The following is a 20534-nucleotide window of genomic DNA, read 5'->3' as shown; positions in this document are numbered from 1 at the left end:
GGGTCCTCCCCTCTTTCCGGCGTGACCTTCGCGCCTAGATAAGGGCTTCATATTCCCCAACATGGCTTTCGCTTCCCATGCGTCATGACGACTTTGCCTTTCTCGCCCATAACGGGGAACTCGCCCGGCTGATCAGGGCCTATGATTGGCCATCGACGCCGCTGGGCTGCGTCACGCAATGGCCCCAGAGCCTGAAGACGACGGTCGCGCTGATCTTGCAGTCGCCGGTGCCGATCGTCACGCTTTGGGGCGAAGACGGCATCATGATCTACAATGATGCCTACTCGGTCTTCGCGGGCGGCCGTCACCCGCAGCTCTTCGGTTCCAAAGTGCGCGAGGGCTGGCCGGAAGTCGCCGATTTTAACGACAACGTCATGAAGGTGGGGCTGGCCGGCGGCACGCTTGCCTACAAGGATCAGGAACTGGCATTGCAGCGGCGCGGCCAGCTCGAGCCGGTCTGGATGAACCTGGATTATTCGCCGATCATCGGCGAGGACGGCAAACCCGCTGCCGTCATGGCCATCGTGGTGGAGACCACCCGCCGCGTGAAGGCCGAGAAGGCGCTCAAAGGCGAGCGAAAGCGACTGAAGCGCATGTTTGAACAGGCGCCGGGCTTCATGGCGATGCTGACCGGCAGCGATCATCGTTTCGAAATGGCCAATGAAGCCTACCTGCACCTGATCGGCGGGCGTGATATTATCGGACAGCCTTTGCTTGAGGCGCTGCCCGAATTGAAAGGTCAGGGTTTCGAAAGCCTGCTCGACCGCGTGGCGGAAAGCGGCGAAGCCTATGTCGGCAAGTCGACAGCGGTCTTGCTGCAACGCGCCGGCATCGTCGAGGAGCGCTATCTCGATTTCATCTATCAGCCGATCGTTGACGAGGAGCGCAACCATATCGGCATTTTTGTTCAGGGCAGCGATGTCACCGAGCAGAAAAGGGCGGAACTTGCGCTTCGCCACGAAACCAGTGTTCTCGGCGTGCTGAACAAGCTGGGAGCCGATCTCGCCGCCGAGCGCGATCTCGACAAGGTCGTGCAGATGATCACCGATGCCGGCGTTGCCATGACCGGCGCGAAATTCGGCGCCTTTTTCTACAATGTGTTGGACGAGGACGGCGAGAGCTACATGCTGTATTCGCTTTCCGGCATCTCCCGGGAAAGCTTTGCCGGCTTTCCCATGCCGCGTGCGACGGAGGTTTTCCAACCCACCTTCAAGGGCGAAGGCGTCATCCGCTCGGACGATATCCAGAGGGATCCCCGCTATGGCAAGAGCGGGCCCTATCGCGGCATGCCGACGGGTCATCTGCCGGTGCGCAGCTATCTCGCCGTGCCGGTCGTCTCGCGCTCTGGCGAGGTCATCGGCGGCCTGTTCTTCGGCCATCCGGAGCCCGGCATCTTCAAGCAGGAGCACGAGGATCTGGTGATCAGCGCCGCGGGGCTCGCCGCCATCGGCATGGACAATGCCCGGCTTTTTCAGGCGCTGGAAAGGGAACTCACCGAGCGCAAACGCGCCGAAGAGGCGCTTCTGCGGGTCAACAACAACCTGGAACAGCGCGTGGCCGACGAGATCACCGAGCGCCTGCGTATGGAGGAAACCCTGCGCCAGTCGCAGAAGATGGAGGCGCTCGGCCAGCTGACCGGCGGCGTCGCCCATGATTTCAACAATCTGCTGCAGGTCGTGTCCGGCAATCTCCAGCTCCTGACCGGCGACATTCAGGGCAACGAGCGCGCCCAGAAACGCATAGAGAATGCCCTTGCCGGCGTCAGCCGCGGCTCCAAGCTCGCCAGCCAGTTGCTCGCCTTTGGTCGCCGCCAGCCTCTGGAACCCAAGGCGATCAACATCGGCCGTTTCGTCGGCGGCATCGAGGACATGCTGAGACGAACGCTGGGCGAGGCCATCGAGATCGAGACCATCCAGTCGGGCGGTCTCTGGAACGCCCTGGTTGATCCGACCCAGATCGAAAACGCCCTGCTGAACCTCGCCATCAATTCCCGCGATGCCATGGAAGGCGCGGGAAAACTCACCATAGAGGTCGCCAACGCCTATCTTGACGCCGCCTATGCCCGCCAGAACGACGATGTGCAGCCCGGCCAATATGTGATGCTGGCGGTCACCGATACCGGCAGCGGCATGACCCCGGAGGTTCTTGCCCAGGTCTTCGAACCATTCTTCTCAACCAAGCCGATGGACAAGGGCACGGGCCTTGGCCTTTCCATGGTCTATGGCTTCGTCAAGCAATCCGGCGGCCATGTGAAGATTTACAGCGCGGTCGGCCAGGGCACGACCATCAAGCTTTATTTTCCCCGTATCCTTCAGACTGAAGACGTTATCGTGGAAGGGGATTTCGGCCCCGCGACCGGCGGCACGGAGACCATTCTTGTGGCCGAAGATGACGACCAGGTGCGCAACACCGTGGTCGAGCTTCTCGGCGATCTCGGCTACAGCATATTGAAAGCAAAGGATGCCGCCGGCGCGCTGACGATCATCGAAAGCGGCGCGTCCATCGATCTTCTCTTTACCGATGTCGTGATGCCCGGACCGCTGCGCAGCACGGAACTCGTCCGGAAGGTGCGCGAGCGTTCGCCGGAAATCGCCGTGCTCTTCACCTCCGGCTATACCGAAAATTCGATCGTTCACGGCGGACGCCTGGACGAGGGCGTGGAACTCCTGACCAAGCCCTACACCCGCGAGGCTCTCGCGCGGAAAATCCGCCATGTGCTCAACAACCACCGGCAGCGCCTGCAGGCGCTCGACCGCTCGAAAGGCATGGAGCCTGTGGCAACAACACACACAGAAACGGCGCCGGCTGAGCCGGCGCCGGGCCAGACCAGCCTGCGCGTGCTGCTTGTCGAGGACGATTTCCTGATTCGCATGTCAACCGCCGACATGCTCGCCGACCTCGGCCATGTGGTGGACGAGGCAACGACCGCGGAGCAGGCGCTCGCGATCCTGCAAACGCAGCCGATCACCGTCCTCATCACCGATCTCGGCCTGCCCGGCATGTCGGGCACCGATCTGGCGCGGCTGGTGCGGGAGCGCTACCCGCACATCGGCATCATCTTCGCCACCGGCCACAACGAAGCGCCGCCGATGAGCGATCCGTCCAACACCGCGCTTCTGACGAAGCCGTTCAACACGCCGGATATTGTAAGGGCGATCGGCAGTCTCGATCTTTGAGGGGGAGCCGCGCCAATCTGCTGGCGCAGCGATACCGTATCAAGCCCATTCACCCTTGCGCATGACGGCAACCTTGCCGCCATTCGACAGGATGCCGTCGATATCCACCTTGTCGGAACCGATCATCCAGTCGATGTGAATGAGGCTGGAATTGCCGCCCTGTGCCCTGATCTGCTCCTGACTCAGCGACGCACCATCGAGGAAGCATTTGGAGTAGCATTGCCCCAGCGCGATGTGGCAGGAGGCGTTCTCGTCAAACAGCGTGTTGTAGAACAGGATGCCACTGGCGGAGATCGGCGAGGAGTGCGGCACCAGTGCCACTTCCCCAAGACGACGCGCGCCCTCGTCCGTATCCAGCACCTTGTTCAACACCTCTTCGCCCTTCGAGGCCTTTGCCTCGACTATGCGGCCGCCTTCGAAAAGCACCTGGATCTCGTCGATCAGCGTGCCTTGATGCGACAGCGGCTTGGTGCTTGAGACATGGCCTTCCACACGCAGGGCATGCGGCGTGGTGAACACTTCTTCGGTCGGGATATTCGGATTGCAGGTGATGCCGTTCTTGGCGGTGGAGGCGCCGCCATGCCACTCGTGTCCATCCGCAAGGCCAACCGTCAGGTCGGTGCCCGGACCGGTAAAATGCAGGGCGGAGAACCGCTCGCCGTTCAGCCAGGCGGAACGCTTGTGCAGGTTGGCGTTGTGCTCGGCCCAGGCCGCCACCGGATCGGGCGTGTTGATGCGTGACGCCGTAAAGATCGCCTCCGCCAGCTTGGCAACCGCCGCGTCCTCCGGCAAATCCGGAAACATCTGCTTCGCCCAGGCCGGGTTTGGGTAGGAGATGATGTTCCAGTTGATGTCGAAGTTGGAGATCTTCTCCAGTGCCGGCTTGTAGGCAATCGAGTTTGCCTTGTTGGCGCGGGCGACCTTGGCCGGGTCCTGCGCCGCCAGCATCATCGGATTGTCGCCGGAGATTGCCAGTCGGGCCGCATTTGCGTCATAGGCTTTCGCCATGCCGTCATAGAGCCATCCGGACGCGCGGTCGAAGCTGTCGTCCGGTGCATACTCGTAGCGCGCCAACGTCGTTTCTTCGTCGGAATAAAAGGTCGAGACCAGACCGGCGCCCGCCATATAGGCATGTTTGGTAATCAGCCGCACCAGAGGCAGGGCAGCGATTGGCGCCGTGATGATAAGATCCTGCCCGCGCTCCAGCCGAAGGCCGACCTTGACGGCAACTTCGGCGAGCTTTTCGAGCTTGACGGGATCGATGATGGTTTTGGTCAGGGTCGCGTCCATGGATTGCTCCTGCTTCATTTGCGATGGCCAGTTCTAGCCCGGCCACGGACAAAACAGAAGCCGAAACCGATCTGTGGACAATGTCCTCTCCGGTTGGCGGCGAGGGCCGGCAAAGCCGCATGTCATGGTAGACCACGTGCGCGGACCACAAAACCGGAGACGCCCACATGATTGACCCCACCTATTCGGTCGTGGCCGAAACGCCGTCGGTCGAGGATTACCTGCGGCTGCGCGCCGTGTGCGGCCTGAGCCCCTTCTCACGCGAGGCCGCCGAAATCGGGCTGCCGCGCTCAGTTTTCGCGGTTCAGGTTGTGCATGAAGGCTCCACCATCGGCATGGGTCGCGTGATCGGAGACGGCGGCTGCTTCTTCCAGGTCACCGACATTGCTGTCGATCCGGCACATCAGGGGCGCGGCCTCGGCAGGGCAATCATGACGGCGCTGATGCAGCATGTGAACGAAAAGCTCCCGGCCTCCGCCTATGTCAGCCTGATCGCGGACGTGCCCGCAAACAGGCTCTACGAGCAATTTGGTTTTGTGGAAACGGCGCCGAAATCCCTTGGAATGGCCTACCGCGTGAAACCATCGTCGTAACCGCGTCAAACGTTCCTGCGTCAACACGGCCCACTCTCCGCCATCTTACTGGGCATCCGCGCACACCATTGATCTCAATGCTCAAATGGTCTCGCAGTGCAGCAAGAGCCATCCGCAAAGAAAGCGAGATCGACGCTCTCGACAAATGCAACCATTGCGTAGATGCTGCATCGTCATCCCGCGTATGCAAAGAGGCAAAATCATGCGTAAGCTCATTGTTTTGATTGGAATGATTGCCACCCTCTCCGCTTGCACACAGACTGAAAAGGGCGCGGCCATCGGCGCAGGGTCCGGCGCCATCATCGGCGGCCTCGTCAGCGACAGCTGGGGCGGCGCGGCCATCGGTGCCGTAGCCGGCGGCGCTATCGGTGCTGCGATCGGCAACTCCCAGGAGCGTCAAGGCTACTGCATCTACCGCGACCGCTACGGCCGCCGCTACGAAGCGCCCTGCCGGTAGAGCTTAGCCGCCGGTCAAGCGTAGCCATTGTATCAGAGGGAGGCGGACGTCTCCCTCCATTCATCGGAAATACCGAACTGTCGCACGAAAGAACGCCCCGCATTGCGGTTCGCGAGCGCGAGAGCCGGCAATGTGAGACCGCATGACATTTGGCCAGAAGATCGTTCTTTTGATCATGTTGATGGCGGCCGCCGGTGGCGGCATGTACCTTCGTTACCGAATGTTTGGTCAGTTCGACATGGGTGATAACGCGGGCACTTTCGGGTTGATCGCCTCTTTATTGGCGTTTCTCTTTGGGGGTGCCGTAGCGACCCTTTTTCCCGAGCTGTTTTATTGATCGCCCGACGTTGCGGCTAGATAACACCCGAAAAGCAGCCGTCCTCTCACGCCACCAGCGGTGCCGCGACCGCCTTCAGCGCCGCTTTCGCATCCGCCGGCGCCAGTCGTACCTGCAGCCCGCGCTGGCCGCCATTGATGAACACATGCGGCTCGGATAGCGCCGCTTCCTCGATCGCCGTCGGCACCAGCTTCTTCTGGCCGAAAGGGCTGATGCCGCCGACATGGTAGCCGGTCAGGCGCTCGGCATCGGCAGGCTTCATCATATTGGCCGATTTTCCCGAGAAAGCCGCCGCCAGCTTCTTCATGCTGACCTCGTGATCGGACGGCACGACGACGCAGACCGGCTTGCCATCGACTTCCGCCATCAGCGTCTTCAACACCCGCTGCGGCGCCTCGCCCAACGCGTCCGCCGCCGCCATGCCGATACGATCAACCGACGGATCGTAGTCATAGGCATGAACGCTGAAGGCCACGCCGGCTTTGCTCAGAAACTGTGTCGCACGCGTCGTCTTCGACATGGCTTCGCTCCCTCGCTCTCAGACCTTGAATTCCGCCGCGTAACGTTCCGGCTTGAAGCCCGCGGTGAAATGCCCGTCACGGTCGAGCAACGGCCGCTTGATCATCGACGGCTGCGCCAGCATGAGCGCAATCGCCTTGTCCTGATTGAGATTCTCCCGGTCCGCCTCGGGCAGCGCCCGAAAGGTCGTCCCGGCCTTGTTCAGCACCGTTTCCCATCCCAGCGCCTCGCACCATGCCGCCAGCGTATGGCGATCGATGCCCTCGCTCTTGTAATCATGAAAGGTATAAGCAACGCCGTGGCTCTCGAGCCACGTCCGCGCCTTTTTCATGGTATCGCAGTTCTTGATGCCGTAGATTCTGATCGTCATGCTCAGTCTTCCAGTGTTCCGGCCTTGCGCTTGGCCTTGCTCGGCCCGGCGCAGGCAATTTTCATCAGGTCGTCCCGGCGGCGCGCGAAGCGGGTGGACGTCCGAGTGGCAATCAGGCCATCCTGCGGCGCACGGATTTCGATATCGCCGTCCGCCATGCCCGGCCGCGTAAGCAGCGTCGCGAGCAGGTCGCCTTCCTTCACATGCTCGCCGATATCGCGATGGAACAGCACCGTCCCCGCCTCAGGCGCCCGGATCATCTCGATATTGTCGAGCGCAAAGGCCGGCCCTTCGTACACCAGCGGCCCTGCGGCGGTATCGGCAACGACGCCGCGCCCGGCAAGAAAAGCCCAGAGCCCCTCCGCATCCGCGCTCGCCATGCCCGGATAGACATCGCAGCGTCCGCGCAGTTCCACCGTTACGGCAAGTCGTCCAGGCAGCTTGGTCTTCCTGGCGCCCCTGCCCTGATGCTTCCAGGCGTATCCGACGGCTTCCTCGAAGGCCGAGCTTTCGCCATCCGAGAGGAAAACGGCTTCCATTTTCAATGCCGCGGCAAGATCGGCCGCTTCCGGCCAGAAGGCATCGTCGATATAGGCATATTGCAGCGATTGGTCGTCGCAATGCAGGTCGAGCATCAGGTCGGCGTCGACAGCCATGTGCAGCAATTCGCGCTTCAGCCGGTTGACCGCGGTCTGCGTCTCGATACCCTCCCTGAGACTGTCGCGATCATCGAGCGCAATCAGCGGAAATTCGCGATTGAAATTGATGCGCGACGCCAGATCGAAACGGCCCTGCATGTCGCCGAAATGCGATTGCGCCGCGCCGATCGGGTTGGCCTGCGGAACGATGGTGATATCGCCGAGGATCGCGCCCTCGGCATCCGCCTTGCGCAGTCGCGCGCAGAGGAAATGCAGAAGTGCCGTTCCCGGAAGCTCGTTTGCATGCAGCGCCGCCTGTATATAGACGGACGGCGCCCCGCGTTTTCCACCTTGGAACCGAATGACCGGAAGCCGCCACTCAAGACCGGGCGTATCGCCGGCAATCACGATCTCGGATATCTGCACTGATGTATCGCCTTTCAAAGAATTCCGGCGATGATCTAGGGCATTGTCTCCCCGCCGCGCAAGACGCGCAAAGCTGCTATTGCGCGCCAATCACCCAAACGCGGTGACATCGGGACCGGCGACCAGGGTCCCGATACCCTCATTATCCGAGGCTTGCAGCCACGCCATCGTCCGCCAGCGGCCAGCGGCCGAGATATTCGTAACGGCTTTCGCCCACGAGGCTGTGGATCAACACCACCTCTCGCGCCATCCAGCGCACCGGCTCGGCAAGCACCGTTTCGGCGATGTCCGCTTCGCCATAGCTCAGCGTCATGTGGGGCATGAACCGCGGATTGTAGGTGAAGATCATGCCCGCACCCCACATCTCCTTGGCAAGCTGCACATGCAGATCCATCAGTTCCTCGCTGCGAATGGCATTGCTCAGAACCATCAGCTTGCGCTCGCCATGGGAAAAGCTGGAGGCGCGATCGAGACTGACCTCGAAGGGCGCGGCCCGGATCGATGACATCATCTCCGAAACCGCAAACACATCCGCCTCGGAGAGTTTCAGATAGGAGCCGACCGGATTGAGCGCCACATGCAGGGTGTCAAGCGGCCTCAGACAGGCGGCAACACCCCGCGCATGCAACAGGCGACGGCCGATCTCGGATGCCTGCATTGCGGCCGCCTGATCCGGCATGACCGCCAGAAACATATTGGAGCGCGTCTGTTCCCCGTAACGGCGAGCCTTGCCAAGCTGCGGCGAAGCATCCCAAAGCGAACCCTGCCGAGGGCGCACGTCTTCTTTCCCGGACTGTCCAAGCATCGTAAATTCCTCTCTCGATTGATGCCCGGAGTATATCGGATCGCGTGATTCCATCAAGAACAAAATAGGAACTTATGCGAATTTATTCCTATTTCATTGATCTTCCAGCAGTCTTTTAAGGCAACAGCTTCGGGCATCGAAACCACCACTGGAAGCGCACGGAGAGTGGCTACACAAGGCGTCCTGAAGCCGACCACCTCGCTGAGAACCACCCTCGTCCAACGCGCAGATTTTTCCCGGACCCGCAGCACAACACCGGATGAAAAACGCCTCTTGCCGGGAACCGCCGGCCATCACTGCCAGTCCGACATCTCGTAGAGCGGCCGGATTTCGATCTCGCTCGGCCCCGGCATCGGGTTCGGGCAACGTTTCACCCAGGCCACCGCCTCGTCCATATCCTTGACGTTCCAGAGCCAGAAACCGGCCACCAGCTCACGCGTTTCGGCAAAAGGCCCGTCGATGACGGTGCGGCCGGTACCATCGAATGCGACCCGCTTGCCCTCGGAAGAGGGTTTCAGGCCATCGGCAGTCACGAGGATGCCGGCCTTTTCCAGTTCGTCGTTGAACCGCCCCATCGCCTCCATCATGTCCATGGTTTCCGGCGTGGGCGAAAAGCCCTTTTCGCTCTCTGCAGTCGCCTTCACAAGCACCATCACACGCATCGTCCGTCTCCCTGTTCAGAAGGCCTGAATGACCTCGCACCCAAACGACGAACGGGAGTTTCCGGAATCGACAGGCTTTTGCAATTTTTTTATCAGTTCCCGCCTGGCCGATGACATTGACCAGACAAGCCAAGTTTACGCCCGCCTTGACAAGCTACCTACCAGTTGGTAGACGAACTTATGTCCAGTTCCTCTACCACTGCCGACGACATCCTGCGCTGTGCCCGCTCCCTGATCATCAAAGGGGGCTACAACAGCTTCAGCTACGCGGATATTTCGGATGTGGTGGGTATTCGCAAGGCAAGCATTCACCATCATTTCCCCGCGAAATCCGATCTCGTCCGTGCGGTCGTTGCCCAGTACCGGCAGGAGGCGGCAGCGGCTCTTACGGCACTGGAAAGCCATATACCGGATCCCCACGAACAGCTCCGCGCCTATGTCGGATACTGGGAAACTTGCATCTCCGACGCCTCGCATCCGTTCTGCGTTTGCGCCCTGCTGGCCGGTGAAATCCCGGTCCTGCCCGAGGACGTGGTCGTCGAGGTGCGCGCTCATTTCCGCCAACTGTCGGATTGGCTCACCGCTGCCTTCGAACGCGGTGCTGCCGAAGGCAGCGTCAAGCTGACGGGAACCGCTCGGGAAACAGCAGAAACTTTTATGGCAACCGTCCATGGCGCCATGCTCTCGGCACGGGCCTACGGCAATGCCGCCGCCTTCGGGGCGGTCACGGCGCCATTGCTCAACCGCATGACCGCTTGACCAGAAGCCTAATACTCGTAAACGCGTACCATAATACCTATCAACTAGTAGATAGCTAAATCGCCCCGTCATCGCTTTGAAAGGCAATGCTCATGTTCGGAATCTCTCCCCTCGGCTGGATACACACGCTCGGCAGCCTGCCGGCCATCCCGCTCGCCATCTACATGCTGGCCCGGCACGGCCGCATCGTGCCGCGCTCGCGACCCGGCAAAGTCTACTTCGTGTCGATGATGATCGGCGCCATCACGGTGTTTCTCGTCGCCCATGAGCCGCTGGGCTACGTCATCGCCATCTTGACGATCCTGTTTCTATTCGCCGGCTATGGCGCAGAGCGCCTGCTTGGGCCGACGCGCAAGGTGAGATACATCGAAACGATCTGTCTGAGCCTCAGCGTCTTTTTCCTGATGGTCCCGACGGTCACCGAGACGCTTCGGCGCGTACCCGATGGCCATCCCTTCGTCACCGATCTGAATTCGCCGCTGCTGCTCGGCGCACAGGGCGCCCTTCTGGTGATGCTGATCGTCGGCCTGACAGTTCAGATCATTTCTCTCGCAAAACGAGACAAGGCCGCCGTCAGGTCATAACGGCAGCCTCGTCTGTCACTGTTGTCTGTCATTGGAGAGGCCCCGCCGGACAAGCGTCGGCGGATAAACCTTATTCCCACTCGATCGTGCCCGGCGGCTTCGAGGTCACGTCGTAGACGACGCGGTTGATGCCGCGGACTTCGTTGATGATGCGGGTCGCCGCGCGGCCGAGGAATTCCATGTCGTAGTGATAGAAATCCGCCGTCATGCCATCGACCGAGGTCACGGCGCGCAGCGCGCAGACGAATTCGTAGGTGCGGCCATCACCCATGACGCCGACGGTCTGCACCGGCAGCAGCACGGCAAAGGCCTGCCAGATTGCATCATAGAGACCCGCCTTGCGGATTTCGTCGAGATAGACGGCGTCCGCCTCGCGCAGGATTTCCAGCTTCTCGCGGGTGATGCCGCCGGGGCAGCGGATCGCAAGGCCCGGACCGGGGAACGGATGGCGGCCGATAAACGAATCCGGCAGGCCAAGTTCCTTGCCAAGAACGCGAACCTCGTCCTTGAACAGCTCGCGCAGCGGCTCGACCAGCTTCATGTTCATGCGCTCGGGCAGGCCGCCGACATTGTGGTGAGACTTGATGGTGACAGAAGGACCGCCCGTAAACGACACGCTTTCAATGACGTCCGGATAGAGCGTGCCTTGGGCGAGGAAATCCGCGCCGCCGAGCTTCCTGGCTTCCGCCTCGAACACATCGATGAACAGCTTGCCGATGGTCTTGCGCTTCTTTTCCGGATCGCTTTCGCCTTCCAGCGCATTGATGAACAGGTCGGCCGCATCCACATGCACGAGCTTGATTTCGTAATGTTCCTTGAACATGGCAACGACATCCGCCGCCTCGTTCTTGCGCATCAGGCCATGGTCGACGAGGATGCAGGTCAGCTGGTCGCCGATGGCTTCATGGATCAGCAGCGCCGCAACGGACGAGTCCACTCCGCCGGAGAGGCCGCAGATCACCCGCTTGTCGCCAACCTGCTTGCGGATCTGCTCAACCGCCTGCTCGCGGTAGGCCGCCATCGTCCAGTCGCCCTTGAGGCCGGCAACCTTGTGCACGAAATTGGAGAGAAGCTTCGCGCCATCCGGCGTATGCACCACTTCCGGGTGGAACTGCACGGCGTAGAAGCGACGCTTCTCGTTGGCGATAAAGGCAAACGGCGCGTTGGCCGAGGTCGCGACGACCTCGAAGCCTTCGGGGATCGCGGTCACGCGGTCACCGTGGCTCATCCAGACCTGATGGCGCGAGCCGACCGGCCAGATGCCGTCAAAAAGGGCGCAGTCCTTGTTGATTTCCAAGAAGGCGCGACCGAACTCGCGATGATGGCCGGCCTCGACCTTGCCGCCGAGCTGTTCGCACATGGTCTGCTGGCCATAGCAGATGCCGAGCACCGGCAGGCCGCAATCGAAGACGATCTGCGGCGCCCGCGGCGAGCCGATCTCCAGCGTCGAGGCGGGGCTGCCCGAAAGGATGATGGCCTTCGGCTGCAGCCGGTGAAACCCTTCTTCTGCGGACTGGAACGGCACGATTTCGCAATAGACGCCGGCTTCACGAACGCGGCGCGCGATCAGCTGGGTGACCTGACTGCCAAAATCGATGATGAGGACGGTATCGGGATGCGCTGTCTGGGTCATGGGGGATCTTTCAGCAAGCGGGATCATGGCGAGCCTTTAATTAAAGCCTCGCTGAAGTGCAACGATTACATTGCACCCGCACAATTTCCGGGCGCTGTCGTCCCCTCTCCCCGCCTGCGGGGAGAGGGCTAGGGTGAGGGGCAAACTCTCCTCCTCGATATTGCCGGGTGTGCCCCTCATCCGCCCTTCGGGCACCTTCTCCCCGCGCGCGGGGAGAAGGGGGAGATCGCGGCTAAAGCGCTATCGCCCCCGACTCTACCCCTTCTTCCAGCGCATCGACGGCGGCAGCCAGCTTCTCGTCGATGATGTGGAGATACTGGGTCCAGTCATGGATATGGCTGACCTCGGCCTTGCCATCGGAAATCCCGCGCAGCCCGATCAGCGGGATGGCGAACGACTGGCAGGCCCGCAGCACGGCAAAGGTCTCCATCTCCACCATATCAGCCGCGATCCCATCATAGGCGGCACCGGAGACGACATTGGCCCCGGTCGAAAGACTTGCCTCCGGCACGCCCGGTATCCTCAGCGGCAGATCGACGACGACGGGCAGATCGAGAAACGGCGTCGCTCCCTTCTCGAAACCGAACGCCGAGGCATCCATGTCGCGATAGGCAACGGATGTCGCCTGATAGACCTCCGCCTGCTCCAGCTTCGCCGAGCCCGCCGACCCGAGCGACACCACGAGATCGGGCAGAACGCCCTGGCCGTTCAGTTCCGCCAGCGTGCGCGTCAGCACCACCGCCGCCTCGACCGGCCCGACGCCGGTCATCAGGGGCAGGATGCGGGCCCGTAGATGCGCGCCATATTCGGCATCCGCCGCCATCACATAGAGCAGCGTCTTGTCCGCGACCGGTTTCAGCTCGAAACTCATCCCTCGATCCCCTCGCGTCCGCGGATCACCATCATCGTGCCGGTCATGGAGGCGATCAGCTTGGCAGGGCCGTCCGGCGAGATCGCGTAGCCGCGCCCGTCGGACACGATGATCGTCGTGCCCGGCTTCGTCACCTCGCCGCGAAACAAGAAGCGTTCGCCGCGCCCCGGCGACATCAGGTTGACCTTGAACTCGATGGTCAGGATCGAGGCATCCGGATCGAGCACCGAATAGGCGGCATAGGTGCCGGCCGCATCGAGTGCCGCAGAGATAATGCCGGCATGCAGGAAGCCGTGCTGCTGGGTCAGCTTCTCGTCAAAGGGAAGCTCGATCTCGACAGTCCCCTGCTCGACCCGCGTCAGCTCCGCCCCTATCGTACGCATCGCCGCCTGCCTGTCGAAACTCTTGCGGATCCGGTTCCGAAAATCCGTCGGCCTGTCGTCCTGCATGGCGTTGGTCGCAATCCCGTTCTCAGTCGTCTTCGGTGCCGACACTGGCATGCACGACCTGACCCGGCAAGCTCAATTCATGAGGAAAATCGAAAGGATGAGCAGCGACGCGAAGGCGACCCAGGCAAGATAGGGAAGAAACAGCAGGAACGACAGCCGATCCCGCCCGAAGCTTGCGACCACAAAGCCGATGATCGAGATCAGAAGAGCCAGAATGACGATCAGCGCTAGCGCGATCTCCTGAAACCCGAAGAACAGCGGCGACCACGCGAAATTGAACACCATCTGGGTGACCCACCATCGCATCATCGGCGTCTCACGATGATGAAGAAAGGCCCGTGCCCCGACGAAACCGATGATCACATAAAGCGCCGTCCAGACCGGCGCGAAAATCCAGTTCGGCGGATTGAACGACGGTTTCGCCAGCGCCTGATACCATTCGCCGGGCACATTGTTGATGCCGATCAAAAGGCCGCAGCCGACGACGAGGATGATGAAGAGGATGTAGACGAGAGCTTTTGACATGGAGCTTGAAATAGCGCGGAGGGATGCTGCGTCCAGCCCAGTTGCAGCGATCGAGATACAGGATCCGGAACACCAGGCTCAGCGAGGAAAGCGGGCTTTCATGTTGCATTGCCGAATGAATCCGGTAAAGAAAAGCCACTCACCACGGACCCGGTGAAACTCCGGGTGGCTCTTCTGGCCGCCGATCCGCCAGACCACGCAAAACCTGCATGTCCTTTCGTGACCGCTCAACAGAGCGTGGTCATCATGCTTTGCGAGATTTACCCATGCAATTTTCTTCCTTCCGTCGGGATTGGTCAGCCAATCCCATGCGCGAAATGCTCGCCGGAGCCGTCGCTACCTTTGCCCTCATTCCTGAAGTCATTGCCTTTTCCTTCGTGGCGGGTGTCGATCCTGAGGTCGGCCTCTTTGCGTCCTTCGTCATTGGCATCGTCATCGCCTTTACGGGCGGACGGCCGGCGATGATCTCGGCTGCCGCCGGGTCGGTGGCGCTTGTTGCAGCACCTCTGGTGCACGCCCACGGGCTTGCCTATCTGCTGGCGGCCGGATTGCTGGCCGGCCTCTTTCAGATTGTTTTCGGTCTGCTGCGCCTCGGCGTGCTTATGCGCTTCGTTTCGAAATCTGTCCGCACCGGTTTCGTCAACGCACTCGCAATCCTCATCTTCTCCGCCCAGCTGCCCCATATCATCGGCGGCGACTGGCTGGCCTATGGTATGCTGGCGGCCGGACTGGCGGTCATCTATCTCGCCCCCAAAATCACGACCACCGTACCCTCGCCCCTGATCTGCATCCTGGTTCTGACAACGGCATCCATGGCGTTTCAGCTCCCTGTCGCGACCATTGCCGATCTCGGCAAGCTGCCGGATTCCCTCCCCATCTTTGGCTGGCCCGCCGTTCCGCTGACGTTGGAAACCCTGAAGATCATTGCAGGCCCGGCGCTTGCCATCGCCATGGTCGGCCTTCTGGAATCCATGATGACAGCCAGCGTGGTTGATGACCTGACGGGAACGCCAAGCTCGAAAAACCGGGAAGCCACCGGTCTCGGCATCGCCAATGCTGCCGCCAGCCTGTTCGGCGGCATCGCCGGCTGCGGCATGATCGGACAGACCGTCAGCAACGTGAAATACGGTGGACGCGGGCGGCTTTCCACCCTGTTTGCCGGTGCGTTCCTGCTGGTCCTGATGGTGCTGCTCAAGCCGTGGGTTTCTGAGGTTCCCGTGGCGGCGCTGGTCGCCATCATGGTGATGGTTTCCATCGACACATTCGACTGGTCGTCGCTGAAGACGGTAGCCATCCATCCCAAGATGTCGAGCGCTGTCATGGTCGTGACCGTGATCGTAACGGTGTTCAGCGCCAATCTCGCGCTCGGCGTCACCGTCGGCGTTCTCCTGAGCGGCGTGTTTTTCACGTTCAAGGTCGCGAGGCTGTTGCGCGTGAAAACCGAAATCGACGACAAGGGAACGCACTTGACATATCAGGTTTCCGGTCAGGTCTTCTTCGCGTCAGCCGATATCTTCATCGACGCCTTCGATATCGAGGAAACGACCGGGATGACCGTCACGATCGACGTATCGCAGGCTCACTTCTGGGACATCACGGCCGTTGCGGCTCTCGACAAAGTCGTGGAACGGTTCAAAGCCCACGGCATAATCCCCGATGTCCTCGGGTTGAACCAGGCGAGCACCACCCTGATCGACAACATCAGCGGATCGATGTCGCTGAAGGAGGTCTGACCTTACAGCGGCATCGCAGGAGACGAGTGCTCCGGCAGCGCTCTTCCAACCCTTCCTCGCTCACCCCATATCCCCCTCATGCACCAAGCCTTCCGCATCCGCCCCGCCGACGCCGAGGACCTGCCCATGATCGGCGAAATTCTCGTCGAGACATGGCGGCATGCGTTTCGCGGCATCATTGAGGATGCCTATCTCGCCGGCATGAGCGAGGACGATCAGGCGCTCCGCCATACCCGGCGCATGGGCACGCCGGGCGTTGCCTATCAGGCGGGTGTCGATGCCGATGGGTTGATCGGCTTTGCTAATTACGGCACGGCCCGCGGCCCCGCCATCGCCGGCGTCATGGAGCTGTATGCGCTCTATATCCGCCCCGCAGCGCAAGGCGCTGGCCTCGGCAAGGCGCTGGTCAAGGCTGTCGCACAGGATTGCCGGAGCCAAGGTGCGAACGGCCTGTTCGCTTGGGTCCTGTCAGACAATCCCAATCGCGGCTTCTACGAACGGCTGGGCGCTAAAGTTGTGGCCAAAGGTTCTGTCCACGTTGGCAACAGGGACTATGAGCAACTCGCCTATCTCTGGCCAAACCTCGTGGAACTAGCAGAGATCTGATTAAACGCGGCCGATCCGCACGATATGCTGGTCCCAGGCGACGTCGCTGTGCCGGCCAGCAAAATCGCCGTCATAGCTGGAAACCGCAAAAGCTTTTGGCGAGGCGGCGACGCCGGCCGCATCCAAAATCGTTTCCTGCCGGATGAGCTTACCCGTCACCGCATCCAGCGTCACGGCCACGCCCTCCTTCGGCGAGGTCAGGCAGACAAGCCCCTCGGCCCGGTTGACCGCGATCGCGCCGACATAATTCGCCAGAGCAATTGTCGCCTCCTCCGGCAGATCGACGAAGCGGATATCCTCGCCCGGCGCAAAGGAGCCGGCGAGCGGCGGCAGGTCGTTGCGCGGCCCCTCATACTGGCAGGCAAACCAGATGCGCCCCTTCGCATCGATATCGACATGCCGGGTGGAAAGCTGGCGCCAGCGGTCGGGCATGGTGTGACGCTCGACCAGCGCCCCGGTCTCTGTATCGACCAGCGCCAGCGAGGGTTCCATATGGTCGAGATTGAGCTTGGTGCGGCCGAAATCCGGATGGGTCTCGATGCCGCCATTGGCGATCACCAGCAGCTTGCCGTCTGGCGACAGCGTCATATCGTGCGGGCCGATGCCATAGGTTGGAAACTCGCCGATCCGCGCAAAAACATTCGTGCCATCGTAAATCCCGACCATGCCGCGATTGGCCGCGAAATCGTTTTCGGTCGCATAGAGCAGCCGTCCGTCCGCCGAAAAGCAGCCATGGCCGAAGAAATGCCGCCCCTCGATCGCACTGATCACGATCGGCTCGGAACGCCCGGCCGGATCGAAGATCATCGCATAGGTGCCGGGCCGGCGGGAAAAGGCGACGCTCTTTCCCGTCGCGACCGAATAGGCCATGCCATGCGCCCGCGCCGGCAATGCGACTTTCTCGACGATCTCGCCCTGTTCCGTCACCGTGGCGATGCCATAGGAGCCATCCGGCGCCATGAAGCCGGAGGCATAGACGGCATCGGTACGCGCCAGCGCAAAGGCCGATCCCGGCGCAAGCGTTGCCGCCCAGGCGGCACCCGCCATCTTCAGGAACGAGCGACGCTCGATCAGCGGCGCTGTTCGTGCAAAGGACATTGCCGCGATTTCCCCCTTCTCCCCTCGGGGAGAAGATGCCCGAAGGGCAGATGAGGGGGGCTTTGCCGCAAATTCAGAGCCAGCCGCCCTCTCATCCGGCGCTAAGCGCCACCTTCTCCCCGCTGGGGAGAAGAGGGAACCCGCCGCGCGCGCCGATTTGGAAGCGCCAGCCATCAATCCCCGTCCGCGAAGGAGAAGCCGGCGCTGAGGCCGATCGCCCCGCCGAAATCCTTGTTCAGCCGCTGCAGAAGATCGTCGGCGTTGAGCACGATGAAATCGAGTTTTGCCCGCTGCTCGTCATCGGCGATCGCCTCGTCGATCGGCAGGTCGATCTCTTCGCTCACCCGCACCAGCGACTTGAAGACGAAATTCGCCGATCCCGCCACCGATTTGCTATCCGCAGGCAAAAGCGAGCGCATGTCGGAGATGTTGAACAGCGTCTCAAGCGCCGTGAAGTTCGCATACAGCGACGGCATGGTGTTGCCGGAGCGCCAGTAGACGGCAAGCTTCGGATGTCCCCTGTCGGGAACGCCATCGACGATGCCGGCGTAGAACGGCCGGATGCGCTGGTCCTTCACGGTCTCCACGCCATGCACGAGAATACCGAGCAGCCCCGTTACCACTTCCTTGTTGTCACGGAAGGACGGATTGTCTGGCCCCGGCTTCTTCCACTCGGCCTGCACGCCATCCGGCTTTTCCCAGGCATCGTGCAGTTCGGCTGCCACCTCCGCGAGGTTATCGGCAATCGCTGCGCCATAGCGGCAACGGAACCCGTTCGCCTCGTTCGGCAGTTCCTCCGAGCCCGTGCCATAAAGCACATATTCCAGCGCGCCCAGGCCCTGCACGGCGACGCTCTTGATCTTCAGCGTTTCCGGCTTGGTCGCCGTCTCGTCCTTGGTCGCGATGATCCGCTGCACCTGCTTCAGGCCGGTGCTTTTACGATCCGGAAAGAACAGGAAACGCTCGAACCGGTTCTGCTCGAGCACCGGCCCGACCCGCACGATCTCGATGGTCGACCATTTCTGCACCGTGTCGTCAAAGACGAGTTGCAGGTTGCCGAGGCTTTCTTCCGAAGGTTCTTCGCAGAAGAGATGGCTTGCCTCGGAAAGGGCGGCCGTCGTCTCCATCAGATCGAGATAGCCCGGCCGGATGAAGTCATCCACGGCCTTTGCCAGAACCGCCGGCACCGCCGCCTCGTTCACCACCCGTGGCGTCATCCCGTTCGAATCCTGCGCGACGGCAACGGTCGCGAGCAGTGAAAATCCGAGAGTGACAAGCGTTAATAGACGCATCAAAGAGACTCCAGAAAGGTGACGAGGGCCTGCCTGTCGGCTTTTTCAAGGTCGGCAAAGCGGTCGCGTGCTGTCTGCCCCTCGCCGCCGTGCCAGAGGATGGCTTCGGTAAGGTTCCGGGCGCGGCCGTCATGCAGGAAAAACGTGTGCCCGCTGACGGTCTTCGTCAAACCGATACCCCAAAGCGGCGGCGTGCGCCATTCCCTCCCCGAGGCTTCTCCAACACCCTGCCCATCGGCAAGCCCCTCGCCCATGTCGTGCAGCAGGAAATCGGAATAGGGCCAGATCAGCTGGAAGGCATGGGCCTTGTTGGCGGCGTCGCGGCGGGTCACGAATTTAGGAGTGTGGCAGGCAATGCAGCCCGTTTCGTAAAACAGCTTCTTTCCGGCCAAGATATCGGAAAAACTCGCCTTTCGCCGCGCCGGCACCGCAAGGTTTTCGGCGTAGAAGGTCACGAGATCAAGCACCGGATCAGGCGCTTCGGTATCGCCCAGCCGCGCCTGCACGCCATCGGCCATGCCAAGACAGGCCGTTTGCGCCTGCGTACAATCGCCATGGCTGTTCTTCGAGAGCGGCGTCGAAATGCCGATATCGGTCACAAAGGCATCGGCGCTCTGCTGGCGCACGGTGGCGCTCTGCGCCTTCCAGCCGAATCGCCCGAGCACTTTTTCGCCGGTCACTGGGTCGCGCACGATCGCCGCCCGCCCGCTGATGCCGTCGCCATCCCGGTCATCCGGATCGGCATGGGCAAGGATATCGCCGGGGTGGATCGCCTCGATCAGCCCCAGCCCCGTCATCGCCTGCGTGACCCGCGGCGAGATCGTCGTGTCGGTCCCGAGCGGCCCATAGCCTAGATCGGCAACGCTATAGGACGGCCGCCGGAGCGAAACGACGTCGCCCCCCTTCAGCGTCACGGGCTCTTCCGTGTAGGAGATCACCATCCGCCCCTCGGCCGGAAGCCCCACCACGGCGCTGTCCTGCAATTGCCGCCCATAGACGGGATCGGGAAAATTCAGAACATCATGGGCCGCAATCGCAGCCTTCTCGGCGTCCGTCTTCGGCGCCCGCGCCAGCCGCAGGAACATCGAGGTCGCATCCGCCTTGCCGTCCGGCGGATGACCTCGCCCGTCACGGATATGGCAGGTCTGGCAGGCCCGCGCATTGTAGAGCGGCCCGAGACCATCCGATGCCTGCGTCGAGGAGGGCGAGGAGACCCAGAGCTTCTGAAACAGCGCCTTGCCGAGCCTGAAGCTGCCCTCTTCATCGAAGCTGAGATTGCCGGAGAATTGCGAAAAGCTGTCCTGATTGACCGGCGCGATGGAGGTCGCGGCGCCTGCCGACATGGCTTCGAAGTTTTCAGCCTTGGAAAAATCGGATGTTGGCCGGGTGACGGTTTTTACGCGGGTACGATCGGCGTCCGAGAGATCGGTGCGCGGCTCGGAAAGGCTGGCGGATGGTTCGGTGGCCGCGTCGATCTTTTGAGGTTTGCCAAACGATTCCGCGTGAACAGTAACGGGTACGGAGATCGGGGCTTCACCCCCCTCTGTCCTGACGGACATCTCCCCCTCAAGGGGGGAGATCGGTCTGCCGCAATGATGGCAGTTCACCGTATCGCCGGAAAAAACCGCTTGCTCCCGATCTCCCCCCTTGAGGGGGAGATGTCCCGAAGGGACAGAGGGGGGTACTGCGGCGACCTGTGAAAGTGCGGATG

At 61.6% G+C, this 20534-nt stretch carries 21 protein-coding genes and 1 other annotated feature; of the genes, 8 read left to right on the top strand and 13 right to left on the bottom strand.

Annotated features, from left to right (window positions below; genetic code table 11):
- Nucleotides 1–77 precede the first annotated feature (77 nt).
- Nucleotides 78–3176 (top strand): hybrid sensor histidine kinase/response regulator, encoded by a 3099-nt coding sequence (locus BLX89_RS11180; RefSeq protein ID WP_245292809.1) that lies wholly within the window; start codon nt 78–80, stop codon nt 3174–3176.
- 39 nt (nt 3177–3215) lie between these two features.
- On the opposite strand, the gene BLX89_RS11175 is transcribed toward BLX89_RS11180, so the two are convergent.
- Nucleotides 3216–4466, bottom strand: a complete 1251-nt coding sequence (locus BLX89_RS11175) for an aminopeptidase (RefSeq protein WP_075290967.1) — start codon at nt 4464–4466, stop codon at nt 3216–3218.
- Nucleotides 4467–4633: 167 nt separating this feature from the next.
- On the opposite strand from BLX89_RS11175, the gene BLX89_RS11170 reads away from it, so the two are divergent.
- The 3 genes from BLX89_RS11170 to BLX89_RS11160 all read left to right on the top strand — a co-directional run bounded on the left by BLX89_RS11170 (nt 4634) and on the right by BLX89_RS11160 (nt 5853).
- A complete protein-coding gene (locus BLX89_RS11170) occupies nt 4634–5059 on the top strand; it encodes a GNAT family N-acetyltransferase (protein ID WP_075290966.1) in 426 nt (141 codons plus the stop codon).
- A gap of 202 nt (nt 5060–5261) precedes the next feature.
- On the top strand, nt 5262–5516 hold the full coding sequence (locus BLX89_RS11165; RefSeq protein WP_075290965.1) for a YMGG-like glycine zipper-containing protein: 255 nt from the start codon (nt 5262–5264) through the stop codon (nt 5514–5516).
- A gap of 142 nt (nt 5517–5658) precedes the next feature.
- Nucleotides 5659–5853 carry a hypothetical protein gene (locus BLX89_RS11160; protein ID WP_075290964.1) on the top strand — a complete coding sequence of 65 codons (195 nt, stop codon included), beginning with the start codon at nt 5659–5661 and terminating at the stop codon, nt 5851–5853.
- Between the two features lie 46 nt (nt 5854–5899).
- On the opposite strand, the gene ybaK is transcribed toward BLX89_RS11160, so the two are convergent.
- From ybaK to BLX89_RS11135, 5 genes are all read right to left on the bottom strand, one after another.
- Nucleotides 5900–6373 carry a Cys-tRNA(Pro) deacylase gene (gene ybaK / locus BLX89_RS11155; protein ID WP_075290963.1) on the bottom strand — a complete coding sequence of 158 codons (474 nt, stop codon included), beginning with the start codon at nt 6371–6373 and terminating at the stop codon, nt 5900–5902.
- An 18-nt stretch (nt 6374–6391) separates the two neighbouring features.
- The gene (locus tag BLX89_RS11150; protein WP_075290962.1) at nt 6392–6742 is read right to left on the bottom strand and encodes an ArsC family reductase; all 351 of its coding nucleotides are present in this window, start codon (nt 6740–6742) and stop codon (nt 6392–6394) included.
- Nucleotides 6743–6744: 2 nt separating this feature from the next.
- On the bottom strand, nt 6745–7806 hold the full coding sequence (locus tag BLX89_RS11145) for a M14 family zinc carboxypeptidase (RefSeq protein ID WP_075290961.1): 1062 nt from the start codon (nt 7804–7806) through the stop codon (nt 6745–6747).
- Nucleotides 7807–7948: 142 nt separating this feature from the next.
- The gene (locus BLX89_RS11140) at nt 7949–8611 is read right to left on the bottom strand and encodes a 2'-5' RNA ligase family protein (RefSeq protein WP_158025952.1); all 663 of its coding nucleotides are present in this window, start codon (nt 8609–8611) and stop codon (nt 7949–7951) included.
- Between the two features lie 293 nt (nt 8612–8904).
- Entirely contained in the window at nt 8905–9273 is a 369-nt protein-coding gene (locus BLX89_RS11135) for a YciI family protein (protein WP_075290959.1), read from the bottom strand.
- Nucleotides 9274–9453: 180 nt separating this feature from the next.
- On the opposite strand from BLX89_RS11135, the gene BLX89_RS11130 reads away from it, so the two are divergent.
- Together BLX89_RS11130 and BLX89_RS11125 are read left to right on the top strand one after the other, a co-directional pair.
- On the top strand, nt 9454–10032 hold the full coding sequence (locus tag BLX89_RS11130; RefSeq protein ID WP_075290958.1) for a TetR/AcrR family transcriptional regulator: 579 nt from the start codon (nt 9454–9456) through the stop codon (nt 10030–10032).
- 92 nt (nt 10033–10124) lie between these two features.
- Nucleotides 10125–10616, top strand: coding sequence for a hypothetical protein (locus tag BLX89_RS11125; RefSeq protein WP_075291110.1), 492 nt, complete (start codon nt 10125–10127; stop codon nt 10614–10616).
- Nucleotides 10617–10686: 70 nt separating this feature from the next.
- Here BLX89_RS11125 and guaA read toward each other — a convergent pair whose 3' ends face one another.
- The 4 genes from guaA to BLX89_RS11105 all read right to left on the bottom strand — a co-directional run bounded on the left by guaA (nt 10687) and on the right by BLX89_RS11105 (nt 14094).
- Nucleotides 10687–12249, bottom strand: a complete 1563-nt coding sequence (gene guaA / locus BLX89_RS11120; protein ID WP_075290957.1) for a glutamine-hydrolyzing GMP synthase — start codon at nt 12247–12249, stop codon at nt 10687–10689.
- A gap of 232 nt (nt 12250–12481) precedes the next feature.
- A complete protein-coding gene (locus tag BLX89_RS11115; RefSeq protein ID WP_075290956.1) occupies nt 12482–13120 on the bottom strand; it encodes a 5'-methylthioadenosine/S-adenosylhomocysteine nucleosidase in 639 nt (212 codons plus the stop codon).
- Complete coding sequence (locus tag BLX89_RS11110; RefSeq protein ID WP_075290955.1) at nt 13117–13569, bottom strand: PaaI family thioesterase; 453 nt, start codon at nt 13567–13569, stop codon at nt 13117–13119. Before BLX89_RS11110 ends, BLX89_RS11115 begins: the two co-directional genes overlap by 4 nt.
- A 72-nt stretch (nt 13570–13641) precedes the next feature.
- Nucleotides 13642–14094, bottom strand: a complete 453-nt coding sequence (locus BLX89_RS11105; protein ID WP_075290954.1) for a TspO/MBR family protein — start codon at nt 14092–14094, stop codon at nt 13642–13644.
- A 143-nt stretch (nt 14095–14237) separates the two neighbouring features.
- Nucleotides 14238–14293 (top strand) — a sequence feature (sul1 is cis-regulatory element that is thought to sense ions involved in sulfur or methionine metabolism; They are found in Alphaproteobacteria).
- A gap of 67 nt (nt 14294–14360) precedes the next feature.
- On the opposite strand from BLX89_RS11105, the gene BLX89_RS11100 reads away from it, so the two are divergent.
- Complete coding sequence (locus tag BLX89_RS11100; RefSeq protein ID WP_075290953.1) at nt 14361–15827, top strand: SulP family inorganic anion transporter; 1467 nt, start codon at nt 14361–14363, stop codon at nt 15825–15827.
- Between the two features lie 126 nt (nt 15828–15953).
- A complete protein-coding gene (locus tag BLX89_RS11095; protein ID WP_245292808.1) occupies nt 15954–16433 on the top strand; it encodes a GNAT family N-acetyltransferase in 480 nt (159 codons plus the stop codon).
- Here the strand turns inward: BLX89_RS11095 and BLX89_RS11090 are convergent, their stop codons facing one another.
- The 3 genes from BLX89_RS11090 to BLX89_RS11080 all read right to left on the bottom strand — a co-directional run bounded on the left by BLX89_RS11090 (nt 16434) and on the right by BLX89_RS11080 (nt 20382).
- Complete coding sequence (locus BLX89_RS11090) at nt 16434–17531, bottom strand: DUF1513 domain-containing protein (protein WP_075290951.1); 1098 nt, start codon at nt 17529–17531, stop codon at nt 16434–16436. It lies immediately after the preceding gene.
- Nucleotides 17532–17704: 173 nt separating this feature from the next.
- Complete coding sequence (locus BLX89_RS11085; protein WP_075290950.1) at nt 17705–18823, bottom strand: imelysin family protein; 1119 nt, start codon at nt 18821–18823, stop codon at nt 17705–17707.
- Entirely contained in the window at nt 18823–20382 is a 1560-nt protein-coding gene (locus tag BLX89_RS11080; RefSeq protein ID WP_245292807.1) for a di-heme oxidoreductase family protein, read from the bottom strand. The genes BLX89_RS11085 and BLX89_RS11080 overlap by 1 nt, the downstream gene beginning before the upstream one ends.
- Between the last annotated feature and the right edge of the window lie 152 nt (nt 20383–20534).

This window comes from Pararhizobium arenae (assembly GCF_001931685.1).
Taxonomy (GTDB): Bacteria; Pseudomonadota; Alphaproteobacteria; order Rhizobiales; family Rhizobiaceae; genus Pararhizobium; species Pararhizobium arenae.
Note: the sequence above shows the minus strand (reverse complement) of the source record. Positions and strands in the feature narration are given on the sequence as shown.